Consider the following 13,015-nt stretch of genomic DNA (forward strand, 5'->3'; position numbering starts at 1 on the left):
CGGAGCTATGCAAGTATGCAAAAGCACTTTTTCATTGCGATACGGTACAATCTATTGGAAAAACGGGTTTAGATGTGCAAGATTTAGGAATTGATTTTTTAGTAGCTTCTGCTCATAAATTTCATGGTCCAAAAGGAGTAGGGTTTGCCTACATCAAAAAGAATTCCATGCTACAACCGATGATTTTCGGAGGCGAGCAAGAAAAAGGCATGCGTGCTGGAACCGAAGCCGTACATCAAGTCGTAGGAATGGTAAAAGCATTAGAATTGGCTTACGCGAATTTAGAAGAAGACACGAATTACATTTCCAATTTAAAAGAGTATTGTATTTCAGAATTGAAAAAAGTATTTCCTGATATAAAAATCAACGGAGAAAATACGTTTTATAACCTTTTAAACGTCCAATTGCCTTTATCGGAAGAAAAGACTTCTATGTTGTTATTTACGTTGGATATGAAAGGAATAGCAGTTTCTCGCGGAAGTGCTTGTCAAAGCGGAAGTATCAAGCCATCGCACGTTTTAGCCGAATTTTTATCTCCAGAAGAAACCAAAAAACCAAGTTTGCGAATCTCATTCAGCCATTTCAATACAAAAGAGGATGTTGATTTGTTGGTTGAGGCTTTGAAAACTGCTTAACTAAATATTTTCTATAATGAAAAATGTACTTTTTATTTTTGTATTCATACTCTTTTCATGTAATAATTCTGTTCAAGAAGTAGAAATAAAAAAGGTTGAAGAGAAACAAATTGTCAATGAGAACTTGTTGTATTTTGATTTAGAATTGATTGAAGATATTGATCTCAATGATGAAGATGAATCAGAGTTGTATAAATTAGCGAATCTTCAAGTTAATTATATTGAAGATGTAATCTATATTTCTGGATTAATCAATACAAACGCTTGTGATAGTTTTATTGGTGATTTTAAGATTAAAGAAGATAAGTTATCTCTGTTTTTCAAGAATAATTCTGAAGAACCATGTATGTCAAACTCAAAATTTAAGATTAGAGTTTTAATTAAGAATCCTTCAAAAAAGAAATATAATTTTGATTATGAAATTATAAAATAAAAAACACGAATCACCTAATTAACATTCGTGCTAATTCGAGTAATTCGTGTTCAATAAATTATTCAGGAAACTACAATTTCCCCATATTCTGAGCCAATGTCTCAATAAATTTTGTGATTGGTCCTTTGATCATCATCGCCATCATTGGATTGAAATCACCTTCAAAAGCTAATTGCACTTCTGTGTTATCAGCATCAATTGCGTTTAAGTTTCCAGTCAAAGTAAAAGGTAATTTACTTGAAGCTGCTCCTAAAACGATTTGCGAATTTGGAGTTCCTCCTTTTTTTACCAATTTAATTTCTGGCATACCTTTTAATCCGAATTCAAAGCAATTTTCGTCGATTACTTCAAATTTTGCGATATTTTCAGGCATTAATTTTTCGAAATTCTTTACGTCGTTCAAAGCGTTGAATAAATATTCAGCCGATTTTGCTACGTTTACTTTTGGACTTTCTAAGTTCATATGTTTTGTTTATAAGTTTAAAGGGTTAAGGGTTTAAAAGGTCGTAACTAAACTTCCACATTCCACTCCGCTGGATTGGCGTTCCAAGCGCTTAATGTTTCCAATTCGTTTTCAGAAACATATTGTTTGTCAACTGCTTTTTGTAACAAGTTTTCGTAATTACTTAACGTGAAAACATCCAAATTTGCTGCTTCAAAACGTTCTTTTGAAACGGGAAAACCATATGTAAAAATCGCTGCCATTCCTTTGATGTTAGCGCCTTCGTTGCGTAAAGCTTCAACAGCTAACAAACTGCTTCCGCCAGTTGAAATCAAATCTTCAACTACCACTACGTTTTGTCCTTTTTGTAAAAAACCTTCTACTTGGTTTTGTCTTCCGTGTTTTTTTGGTTCTGGTCTAACGTATACAAAAGGCAGTCCCATTGCTTCTGCAACAAGTATACCAATTCCAATTGCGCCTGTTGCAACGCCTGCAATAACATCAGGTTTGCCAAATTTTTCTTCAATATGTTTGGCAAATTCATCGCGAATGTAGTTGCGAACCGCTGGAAATGAAAGGATTATGCGGTTATCGCAATAAATCGGAGACTTCCAGCCTGAAGCCCACGTAAAAGGATTTTTAGAATTTAATTTAATTGCGTTTATTTGTAAAAGCAATTCGGCTGTTTGTTGTGCTGTGTTGTTATTAAAAATCATATTGCAAATGTATAAAGTTTTTGTGAACGATAAGCCACTTTTTTTGACAAATCAGGTTCAAAAAGAAACCGATTTCAAACTTTTTTTATTGGAAAGTGTTGATATCAAAAAGTTAATCGTTAAAATTTTTCAGAATAAAATTCAGAAAGCTTTTCTGTATCATCCCGATGAAAAATTGATAATGAAAACGCTTCGTGCGAAATTACCTGTGGAAAAAGCAGGTGGTGGATTGGTTTATAACAAAGACGGCGATGTGCTTTTTATTTTCAGAAACGGCAAATGGGATTTACCAAAAGGCGGCACCGAAAAAAATGAAACCATTGAAGAAACCGCCATGCGTGAAGTAGAAGAAGAAACGGGCGTAACTGGTTTAGCCATCACCGAAAAACTACAAAGAACCTACCATATTTTCAAACGCAATGGTCGCTACAAACTAAAAATTACCCAATGGTTTGAAATGCGCACCAAATACGAAGGCACGCCACAAGGTCAAGCCGATGAAGGAATCGAACGTGTAGAATGGGTAAATCCAAAGGATATTAAGTTTTTATTAGAGAACTCGTACGAGAATATTAAGTTGTTGTTTGAGGCAGAGAAGGTGGTTTAGTTTTGATATCAACACGAATTTCACGAATTATCACCAATTAATTCGTGTAAATCTGTGTAATTCGTGTTTAATAACTAATTAACTCGATAAATCGGATACTGTAAATGCGCTTTTTCATAATAAGGCGATTGTCTGTACACCCAATCTAATTGCGCTGCACCGTTTTCGGCGAAAGCTTTGTCGTTTTGTTTCTTTTGTTCTAATTCGGCTTTGATTTTTGGATTTTTATTTAAGAATTCTTTGGCTAAATCTTCAAAAACATAACTCGAAAAATATTCTTTTTGTTGTAAAATAGGATCAAAGAAATTCCAATTGAAATAGCTATCCACCGCTTCTGGTTCTAAGGTTTCTACTAAATATTTCACGCCAGGTTGATTGGTGTAAAACATATAATCACCCATGAAAAATTTTACTTTTTGAGTCGACTTCGAAACTTTCGTATTGTAATGTGCGTAATGCCCTTCGTAAGGTGATTTTGAAGTTTGATAGCTTTCAATTTTATACGATTCTACTTCAATAATCGTGTCTTTTTGAAGACGATGTGCATTGATATTGTTCAATTTTAAAATATCCAAAACTTGCCATTGCGATTGCGGAATAACATATGCTTTCGGAATGCTTACAAATTTAGTAGGCTTATAATTCCCATAAAATGGAATTTTCTTGGTGAATGGTTTGCTTTTATCGTAAAACAAACGGTCTTTTCCTGAAATATTACTTGGTTTGTAACCGCCTTGATAGCCTTTAAAATCAATATAGGACACTTTTGTAGAATCAATTGCCCAATCTAATGGATATGGCATTCCAGCTTGATATTCGTTCAAAGCATCTTTTCGCATTTGTTTGATTTTTTGCCAATTTGTATCAGCGAAATTGATTGTACTTACCATAAATTCATAAGTCACTTTCACGCGCTCTTTGTACACTTTTAACATATGCGTTTCAGGAACAAATCCTAAAGTGTGGAACAAAGTTGAATAACCTGTAGCATATCGTGGAGTATCGGTAAATTGTTCGAAACCTTTATCAGGTGTGGTGCTATGTACATTCACATACGGAACAACATCGATTTTCTTTTTGTTCATATCTTTCACTATAGAAGGATACAATTCATTCATGAAATAATTGCCTAATTTGTTGCCCAAACGTTCGTGTTGGGTAGCAATACAAGTAAACGTATATTGATAATCCGCGCCATTAGAAACGTGATTGTCTAAGAAAATATCAGGATTTAATTCGGTAAACAACTTTTGAAAACTTCTCGAATTTTTCGTGTCCGATTTAATAAAATCACGATTCAAATCGTAATTGCGTCCATTCCCTCTAAAACCATATTCTTCAGGACCGTTTTGATTGGCTCTGGAATGCGAATTTCGGTTCAACATACCACCAACACTATACACAGGAATAGCAGCAATTAAAGTGTTTTTTGCCGTTTTGATTTTTCCAATGGCTAAATCACGCATTAACATCATGGTAGCATCAATTCCGTCAGGTTCACCTGCGTGGATGCCGTTGTTGATTAAAATTACAGCCTTATTTTTGGTAAAATATTCGTCAAAATCAAATTTGCCTTCGCTTGAAAAAAGTACTAAATGCAAAGGTTTTCCGCTATCGGTGGTGCCTTTTTGAATCATTTGGATGTTGGCAAAACTTTCGTCTAATTTTTCATAAAACGAAATACATTCTTCATAAGTTGTAGATTGATTGCCGTTGCCACGTTCAAAAGGTGTGGTAAAATTGTTTTGAGAAAACGCAGAAATCGATAAGAAAAGTAAACTTATTTGTAAAAAGCGCATAGTTGAATTGTATTTGATTTTCAAAAATAAAGAATCTTTTTGAGGTAGAATTATTTTTAGCCACAGATTAAAGGATTAAAAGGATTTTAGATTGTTTTATAGAAATAATCCGTGCTAATCTGTGTAATCCGTGGCAATTAATCACTTATTTAAATAATTGGCTTTATCTTTGCCGCATGAGTCAAAATCCATATTCCAACAATGTACTATTGAATCTTGGTATTCAAAGTTTAAACAAAATGCAAGAAGCAGCCCAAAAGGCTATTTTGAATGAAGATAATATTTTATTGCTTTCTCCAACTGGTTCGGGGAAAACGTTAGCCTTTTTGTTGCCTATTTTACAATTATTAGAAGAAGAGGTGAAAGGTGTGCAATGCTTAATTTTAGTGCCTTCGCGCGAATTAGGTTTGCAAATTGAGCAAGTTTGGAAAAAAATGGGCACGCATTACAAAGTCAATACTTGTTATGGTGGTCACTCGATAGAAACAGAATTTAAAAACTTAAGCAATCCTCCAGCGTTGTTAATTGGAACGCCAGGAAGAATTGCTGATCATATAGAAAGAGGAAGTTTTGCTACCGAAAATGTAAAAACCTATGTTTTAGATGAGTTTGACAAGTCGTTACAATTGGGTTTCCATGAAGAAATGTCTTATATCATTGGAAAAATCACTAAAGCAAACAAGCGTGTTTTAGTTTCTGCGACTTCAGGTGTGGAAATTCCGAAATATACTAAGGTGGTTAATCCGAAAGTTTTAGATTTTATTCCGAATACGAAGCAAAATGACAATTTAGATGTCCGAATTGTTTTTTCGAAATCGAAAGATAAGATTGATTCCTTATTTCAATTGATTTGCTCTTTGAATTCAGAAGCTGCGATTATTTTTTGCAACCATAGAGAAGCTGTGGAACGCATTCATGATATGTTGACTCAAAAAGGCATTATTTCCACGTTTTATCATGGTGGATTAGACCAAGACGAACGTGAACGTGCTTTGATTCAGTTCAGAAACGGCAGTGTTTCGTATTTGATTACTACCGATTTAGGTGCGAGAGGTTTGGATATTCCCGAAATGAATCACGTAATTCATTACCATTTACCAGCTAAAGAAGATGAATTCACCCACAGAAACGGAAGAACGGCTCGTATGTTAGCCACAGGAACCGCTTATGTTTTGGTAAACGAAACAGAAAAGAAAGCAGATTATTTCGATTATGGCAAACGCAGATTAGATGTTTCTAATGCAAAATCGTTGCCTAAAGCACCTTTATATCAAACACTTTATATCAGCGGAGGAAAGAAAAACAAGTTAAATAAAATTGATATCGTAGGTTTCTTTTCTCAAAAAGAGAAACTGGAAAAAGATGATATTGGCTTAATTGAAGTTAAAGATTTTATTTCGTTTGTAGCGGTGAAATATCCAAAAGTGAAATCTTTATTGCAAAACATCAAAGACGAAAAAATGAAAGGGAAGAAGTATAAAATTGAAGTAGCGAGAAAGGTGATTAAGAAAGAGGAGGAGTAAATGATTCTACAAAATTGCCCTTTATGTAATTCCATAGCAACGCTTTTTTGCGAAAAGCCTAAACATTTGTTTTATAAATGTAATACTTGCGATGGTATTTTCAGGCCAAAATATACTTTTTTAACTGCTGAAGAAGAGAAAGAACACTACGAAAAGCACAATAATGATGTTTTTGATGAGCGCTATCAAAACTTTGTTTCACCAATCGTAAATGCTGTTTTACAAGATTTTTCTCCAGAAGCTAAAGGTTTGGATTTTGGTTCAGGAACGGGTCCAGTTATTGCTAAAATGTTGACCGATAAAGGTTTCCATGTGCAGAATTACGATTTGTTTTTTGCGAATGATGCATCGCTTTTAAATCAAAAATACGATTACGTTTCGTGTTGCGAAGTAATGGAACACTTTCATCAACCTTACAAAGAATTTGAATTACTAAAAAGCTTATTACTTCCGAAAGGAAAATTATACTGCAAAACAGAAGTTTTCAACAACCAAAAACCTTTTGAAAATTGGTATTACAAAGATGATTTCACCCACGTTTTCATTTATCAACCCAAAACTTTGGAATGGATAAAATATGAATTTCACTTTTCGAATTTAATAATCAAAGAGAAATTGATTGTGTTTGAGAATTAAAACACAAATTTCACGAATTAGCACAAATGATTAGTGAAAATTAGTGAAATTCGTGTTAAGTCTATTTTTTATCCAAAACCGATTCCGGAACCAATTGAGAAATATCGCCACCATTTCTCAACACATCACGAACGATACTTGAAGAAATAAAAGAAGTTCGAGCAGCTGTCAACAAGAAAACCGTTTCTATTTTCGACATGACACGATTGGTATGAGCAATAGCTTTTTCGAATTCAAAGTCGGCCGGATTTCTTAATCCGCGTAAAATGAAATCCGCTTTTTCTTTTTTACATAAATCGATTGTTAAACCAGAGTAGGTGATGACTTTTACTTTTGGTTCGTCTTTGAAAGCTTCTTCGATGAAACGTTTTCGATCTTCTAAGGAAAACATGTATTTTTTTTCGGCATTGACACCAATCGCTACAATCACTTCATCAAATAAAGAAACGCCTCTTTTGATAATATCGAAATGTCCGTTGGTTATTGGGTCAAACGAACCTGGAAATATTGCTTTTTTCATAGTTTACTTATTTAAAGCCAATTCAATAGCGTTTTCAAATAATTCAGGTAAAGAAATTCCAGCTTCGCGAGCTTGTTGTGGTAAAATACTTTCTGTGGTTAGACCTGGAATCGTATTCATTTCTAACATGTGAGGTTCGTTATTCACAATAATGAATTCACTTCTTGAAAAACCTTTCATTTTCAATACTTCGTAAGCTCTTTTGGCAACTGTTTCGATTTTTACTTTTAATTCATCCGAAATTCTTGCTGGCGTAATTTCTTTCGATTTGCCTAAATACTTCGCTTCATAATCAAAAAAGTCGTTCTCTGATACGATTTCGGTAATTGGTAAAACGGTAACCTTTCCTTTATAATTGATTACTCCAACTGAAACTTCTGTTCCGTCCAAGAAACTTTCTATAATGATTTCGTCGTCTTCTTTGTAAGCGTTTTCAATAGCAGGAAGAAATTCTTCTTTGGTTTTTACTTTCGAAATTCCGAAACTCGAACCCGATTTATTTGGTTTTACGAAGCATGGTAAACCTACTTTTGCTAAAATAGCATCTACGTTAATTTCATCACCTAAATTCAAATAATACGATTCAGCCGTTTTGATTCCGTAAGGCTTTAAAACCGATAACATATCGCGTTTGTTGAACGTTAAAGCTGCTTGATAATAATCGCAAGAAGTTTGTGGGATGTTCAATAATTCGAAATACGCTTGCATCAAACCATCTTCGCCTGGCGTTCCGTGAATAGCATTAAAAACCACATCAAAATTGATTTTTGTACCATTTACAATTACTGAAAAATCGTTTTTATCAATTGGGAATTCGGCATCATTTTCGTCTACATACACCCATTTTTCTTTAAAAATATGAATGCGATACGGATTAAATTTTGAACGATTAATATTGTTAAACACAACATTTCCGCTAGTTAACGAAATTTTGTACTCGCTAGAGTAACCTCCCATGATAATGGCAACGTTTTTCATTTTGAAATTCTAAAAGTGATACACAAAATTACATTATTTATTGAGATTTTACGTTCTTTTATTCGATTACCAAAGAAATATTTTTGCAATTCATTCGTTTTAAAAGGGTGAAGAAATCAAAATGAATTGCTTCGTAATTTCTTTTTGAATTTTATATCTTTGTCAAAATATCATTTTGTATGAGTTTATTTAAATATTTAACTAGTAGAACATTTTTTACTCAAGCTTTTTTAGCCGCTGCAATAGTTGTGGGTTTTACTTTTTTGGTAATCCAATTTTTAGATTTTAGAACCAATCATGGTCAGGAAATCAAAGTGCCTGATTTATCTAAAATGAAACTAGAAGTTGCTGAAGAGAAACTAAACGAATTAGATTTAGAAGTTTTCTTGTTAGATACAGTTGAATTTAATGCTGATTTTCCTCCTTTTACGATTTTAGAGCAAGATCCAAAAGCAGGAAGTTTGGTAAAAGACGGTCGTAAAGTTTATGTGAAATTGAATGCTGGTGAATTTACTGATATCACGATTCCTGAATTTAAAGACAAAACATTCCGACAAATTTTGGCTACGATAAAATCATTAACATTGAAAGAAGGGAAAATCACTTATAAACCGCATATTGCTAAAGATATTGTATTACAAATCTATCAAAATGGTAGAAGATTAAGAGCTGGAGATAAAGTGAAGAAAAGTTCTACTTTAGATTTTGTATTAGGTGATGGAAAAGAAGTTTTCAATGAAGAAACATTTAGTTCGGAAGAGCCAGCAGATACATTGCCTCCGGTAGAAGAAGGAGTAACAGAACCAGTAGAATTTAAAGAAGAAGATGGCGGATTATAATGTAGGAACCGAACTCGAAGACGAGTTATACGAACATCATCGTTTTGAAGCAAGTAAAGGACAATCGGCTTTGCGTGTGGATAAATTTTTGATGAACATGATTGAAAATACCACCCGAAATAAAATACAACAAGCAGCAGAAAATGGTTCTATTTTAGTGAACGATGTTGCGGTAAAGTCGAATTACAAAGTAAAAGCAGGTGATGTTGTGCGTTTAGTTTTAGCGCATCCAACATATGAGCAATTGCTAACACCTGAAAATATTCCGTTGGATATTGTGTATGAAGATGATCAGCTGTTGGTTATCAATAAACCAGCAGGAATGGTAGTACATCCAGGTCATGGAAATTATTCGGGAACTTTGGTAAATGCATTAGCCTATCATTTTAAGAATTTACCAATGAATAGTTCGGAAAGACCAGGTTTAGTTCACAGAATCGATAAAGATACCACAGGTTTATTAGTAGTAGCCAAAACCGAACATGCAATGGCATATTTGACCAAACAATTTGCTGAAAAAACTTCGGAAAGAGAATACATTGCTTTAGTTTGGGGAAATATCGAAGAAGACGAAGGAACTGTGGAAGGAAATATCGGTCGTCATGATACAAATAGAATGCGAATGGCGGTTCACGAAAGTGATGAAAAAGGAAAACACGCAGTAACACATTACAAAGTTTTAGAACGATTTGGATATGTAACTTTAGTTTCTTGTCAATTAGAAACAGGAAGAACACATCAAATTCGTGTGCATATGAAACATATTGGTCACACACTTTTTAATGATGAACGCTATGGAGGTGATTCTATTTTAAAAGGAACGACTTTTACGAAATATAAACAGTTTGTAGATAATTGTTTTAAAGTGCTACCAAGACAAGCACTTCATGCGAAAACATTAGGATTTGAACATCCAATCACAAAAGAATTTTTACGATTTGATACGCCAATTCCGCAAGATTTACAAGAATGTATTGAAAAATGGCGAGTGTATTCAAAAGCTCAAACATTTACAGAAGAATAACAAAAAAGCCCCAAATAAGGGCTTTTTTAATTAAAAGGATTTGACCATTTAGTATTGGTATAAACATCAGTTCCTGAAAGTGTTCTTAAAAATGCGATTACGGCATTTACTTCAGTTGCCGTTAAATTCAATTGTTGCCCAATTCCTCCTGGTGTTAATCTTGGATCTAAATTATTATTTCCAGGAGCAATATTTATAGTTCCATAATGACCAATAGCTGCTTGTAATGTTGTAATAACTCCGGTGTGCATCATCGGACCATTTGTAGTTCCATCTGTTCTAACTAAATCACGTAAGGAAGGAGCTCGGGTGTTTCCAGTATCAATTCCGGTTCCAGCAATTGTTCCAATAATTCCGTTATTTAAAGTATTAGGATCTATATCAAATTCTGGTGCTCTATGACAGCCTGCACAACCTAATCCGCCTGAAGTTCTTACTCCACTAGTATTAAAAACAGGTGGCGATAAAAATAAATTCTTTCCTTGATTTTCTTGCGCTGTAAAGTTAGAGAAAGGTTGCCCATCATTAGCTGCTAATGCTCTTCCTGTGTCATATTTAGAATCAAATGACTGAATGCTTCTGATAAATTGGGCTAAAGCACTTTGAATTTTAGTTTCTTTAATTTCTTCCGTCCCATAAACAAATTTAAAAAGTTCTCTATAGTAGCCTATTGCACTTAATTTTGTAATTAAATCATTAAAAGATAAATCGCCATTTTCACCACTGAAGCCCATTTCGCCATGATCTTTAATAGGCATTGTAGTTTGAGTTTCTAAATTAATGGCTCTTTCGTTCCAAAAGAATTTAGTTTCTGTTGCAAATCTCGAGTTTATCAAACGCATGGAATGTCTTCCTGTTGTGCCGTTAACACCTGTGCTAGCTACATTGGTATCACTAAATGCAAATTCTTGTTTGTGACAACTTGCACAAGAAATTGTATTGTTTGAAGAAAGATTTTTATCATAAAATAAAACTCTACCTAATGTTGCGCCTTTATCAGTAATGACATTTCCTTGGGAATTGTTTTTAATGATATAAGATGGTACAGATTGGTTGGCATAATTTGATAAATTTTCTAAATCAATTGAAGAACCAAATTCCGCTTCTACAAATGGATAAGAAGGAATCTCTTCATAATTGCTATCTGAATTATCGCTACAAGAAGTCAATCCAAAAATTGCTAAAAGACTTAAAATAATTTGGTTTTTCATAATCGTTAGTTTTAGGATTATATTTGTAAGACAACATTTGATAAAAAAGGTTTAATTAAAAGTATGACTTTTTTTATAGTTTAAAATATTCCTATATTTGAACTTTATTACAAAACAAACTAACACGAATATTTATCATGAAATTATTAGAAGGAAAAGTTGCCATTATTACAGGTGCAAGCCGTGGAATTGGTAGCGGTATAGCAAAAGTTTTTGCAGAGCAAGGAGCAAACGTTGCATTTACATATAGTTCATCTGTAGAATCGGCAATGGCTTTAGAAAATGAATTAAACGCTTTAGGAATTAAAGCAAAAGGATATAAATCAAATGCAGCAGATTTTAATGAAGCACAGAAATTAGTAGATGATGTTATTGCTGAATTCGGTACAATTGACGTTTTAATCAACAATGCTGGAATCACAAAAGATAATTTGTTGATGCGTATGTCGGAAGAAGATTTTGATAAAGTAATCGAAATCAACTTGAAATCGGTTTTCAATATGACAAAAGCGGTTCAAAAAATTATGTTGAAAAACCGTAAAGGTTCTATCGTAAACATGAGTAGTGTAGTAGGAGTAAAAGGAAATGCTGGTCAGGCTAATTATGCTGCTTCAAAAGCAGGTATGAACGGATTTACAAAATCAATCGCCTTAGAATTAGGCTCAAGAAATATTCGTTGCAACGCAATTGCTCCAGGTTTTATTGAAACTGAGATGACTGCAAAATTAAACGAAGATGTGGTAAAAGGATGGAGAGAAGCTATTCCTTTAAAACGCGGTGGAACTCCAGAAGATGTAGCAAATGTTTGCGTTTTCTTAGCTTCTGACATGAGTGCCTATGTGACGGGTCAAGTGATTAATGTTGACGGTGGAATGTTAACTTAGTAGTTAAATCATAAATGACAACAAGCACAATTTTACTTCTTATCTTATCAGTAATTATTGCTGCTGGATTGTCGTTTTATCAATATTTATATAAAGTCAAAAATCAGTCAAAATTATACTGGTTTTTGGCTTTTTTACGTTTTATAAGTTTGTTTTCGATCTTTTTATTGTTGATTAATCCGATTATTAGTCGAAAAATAACAGAAATTAGGAAAACACCTTTACCAATAGTTGTAGATAATTCCAAATCTATTTCCGAATTAAAAGCCACTAAAGAAGCATCAGAATTATATTTGAAGATTGCAGAAAATAAACCGATTACCGAAAAATATGATGTCCAATTGTTTTCGTTTGCCGATGAATTTCAATCTTTAGAAAAATTAGATTTTAAAGGCAATCAATCACACATTGATGGTGTTGCCAAAAATTTGAAACAATTATATAGAAATACCAATTATCCGATAGTTTTATTTACTGATGGAAATCAAACGATTGGTAATGATTATGTGTTTAGTTTTCAAGAAAATATAAGTGTTTTACCTGTTGTTTTAGGCGATACTACTACGGTTTTGGATTTGAAAATTAACCAAATCAACGTTAATAAATACGCTTTTTTGAAGAATAAATTTCCTGTTGAAGTGTTTTTGCAATACAATGGAAATGAAACGATTACATCCAGTTTTTCAATTCAATCGGGTAGTCAAACAATTCACAAGCAAATAGTTACTTTTTCAAAAGACAAAAAAGCACAATCTGTCACCGTTTTAT

At 33.3% G+C, this 13,015-nt stretch carries 14 protein-coding genes and 1 pseudogene; 9 read left to right on the forward strand and 6 right to left on the reverse strand.

Translation table 11 applies throughout. From position 1 onward, the window contains the following. On the forward strand, positions 1-635 hold a 635-nt coding region (locus L6Q46_RS07850; protein ID WP_291283845.1), incomplete at its 5' end, for an aminotransferase class V-fold PLP-dependent enzyme. A 16-nt stretch (positions 636-651) separates the two neighbouring features. Continuing rightward, the gene (locus L6Q46_RS07855; RefSeq protein WP_291283846.1) at positions 652-1,068 is read left to right on the forward strand and encodes a hypothetical protein; all 417 of its coding nucleotides are present in this window, start codon (positions 652-654) and stop codon (positions 1,066-1,068) included. 70 nt (positions 1,069-1,138) lie between these two features. Here the strand turns inward: L6Q46_RS07855 and L6Q46_RS07860 are convergent, their stop codons facing one another. Then, entirely contained in the window at positions 1,139-1,531 is a 393-nt protein-coding gene (locus tag L6Q46_RS07860; RefSeq protein WP_026725027.1) for a hypothetical protein, read from the reverse strand. Positions 1,532-1,578: 47 nt separating this feature from the next. Further along, positions 1,579-2,226 carry an orotate phosphoribosyltransferase gene (gene pyrE / locus L6Q46_RS07865; RefSeq protein WP_133606230.1) on the reverse strand — a complete coding sequence of 216 codons (648 nt, stop codon included), beginning with the start codon at positions 2,224-2,226 and terminating at the stop codon, positions 1,579-1,581. 7 nt (positions 2,227-2,233) lie between these two features. Here pyrE and L6Q46_RS07870 point away from each other — a divergent pair, with 7 nt between their 5' ends. Then, positions 2,234-2,833 (forward strand): NUDIX domain-containing protein, encoded by a 600-nt coding sequence (locus L6Q46_RS07870; RefSeq protein WP_111567618.1) that lies wholly within the window; start codon positions 2,234-2,236, stop codon positions 2,831-2,833. 74 nt (positions 2,834-2,907) lie between these two features. Here L6Q46_RS07870 and L6Q46_RS07875 read toward each other — a convergent pair whose 3' ends face one another. Further along, positions 2,908-4,632, reverse strand: a complete 1,725-nt coding sequence (locus L6Q46_RS07875) for a M14 family zinc carboxypeptidase (RefSeq protein ID WP_291283853.1) — start codon at positions 4,630-4,632, stop codon at positions 2,908-2,910. A gap of 176 nt (positions 4,633-4,808) precedes the next feature. Between L6Q46_RS07875 and L6Q46_RS07880 the strand changes: the two genes are divergently transcribed. Then, positions 4,809-6,155 (forward strand): DEAD/DEAH box helicase, encoded by a 1,347-nt coding sequence (locus L6Q46_RS07880; RefSeq protein WP_291283847.1) that lies wholly within the window; start codon positions 4,809-4,811, stop codon positions 6,153-6,155. A 66-nt stretch (positions 6,156-6,221) separates the two neighbouring features. Continuing rightward, the gene (locus tag L6Q46_RS07885) at positions 6,222-6,791 is read left to right on the forward strand and encodes a class I SAM-dependent methyltransferase (protein ID WP_291283848.1); all 570 of its coding nucleotides are present in this window, start codon (positions 6,222-6,224) and stop codon (positions 6,789-6,791) included. Between the two features lie 61 nt (positions 6,792-6,852). Here L6Q46_RS07885 and coaD read toward each other — a convergent pair whose 3' ends face one another. Together coaD and L6Q46_RS07895 are read right to left on the reverse strand one after the other, a co-directional pair. Continuing rightward, positions 6,853-7,311, reverse strand: a complete 459-nt coding sequence (coaD, locus tag L6Q46_RS07890) for a pantetheine-phosphate adenylyltransferase (protein ID WP_111567539.1) — start codon at positions 7,309-7,311, stop codon at positions 6,853-6,855. Between the two features lie 3 nt (positions 7,312-7,314). After that, positions 7,315-8,289, reverse strand: coding sequence for a D-alanine--D-alanine ligase (locus L6Q46_RS07895; RefSeq protein ID WP_291283849.1), 975 nt, complete (start codon positions 8,287-8,289; stop codon positions 7,315-7,317). A 179-nt stretch (positions 8,290-8,468) separates the two neighbouring features. On the opposite strand from L6Q46_RS07895, the gene L6Q46_RS07900 reads away from it, so the two are divergent. Further along, positions 8,469-9,128 (forward strand): PASTA domain-containing protein, encoded by a 660-nt coding sequence (locus tag L6Q46_RS07900; RefSeq protein ID WP_291283850.1) that lies wholly within the window; start codon positions 8,469-8,471, stop codon positions 9,126-9,128. Continuing rightward, entirely contained in the window at positions 9,115-10,152 is a 1,038-nt protein-coding gene (locus tag L6Q46_RS07905; protein ID WP_291283851.1) for an RluA family pseudouridine synthase, read from the forward strand. Before L6Q46_RS07900 ends, L6Q46_RS07905 begins: the two co-directional genes overlap by 14 nt. 26 nt (positions 10,153-10,178) lie before the next feature. Here L6Q46_RS07905 and L6Q46_RS07910 read toward each other — a convergent pair whose 3' ends face one another. Beyond that, positions 10,179-11,363, reverse strand: coding sequence for a cytochrome c peroxidase (locus tag L6Q46_RS07910; RefSeq protein ID WP_291283852.1), 1,185 nt, complete (start codon positions 11,361-11,363; stop codon positions 10,179-10,181). 137 nt (positions 11,364-11,500) lie between these two features. On the opposite strand from L6Q46_RS07910, the gene fabG reads away from it, so the two are divergent. Both fabG and L6Q46_RS07920 read left to right on the forward strand, forming a co-directional pair. Beyond that, positions 11,501-12,247 carry a 3-oxoacyl-[acyl-carrier-protein] reductase gene (gene fabG, locus L6Q46_RS07915; protein ID WP_026725825.1) on the forward strand — a complete coding sequence of 249 codons (747 nt, stop codon included), beginning with the start codon at positions 11,501-11,503 and terminating at the stop codon, positions 12,245-12,247. A gap of 14 nt (positions 12,248-12,261) precedes the next feature. After that, a pseudogene (locus L6Q46_RS07920) lies at positions 12,262-13,015 on the forward strand (hypothetical protein); the annotation flags it as partial.

Origin of the sequence: Flavobacterium sp. (assembly GCF_023151265.1) — a bacterium.
GTDB lineage: Bacteria > Bacteroidota > Bacteroidia > Flavobacteriales > Flavobacteriaceae > Flavobacterium.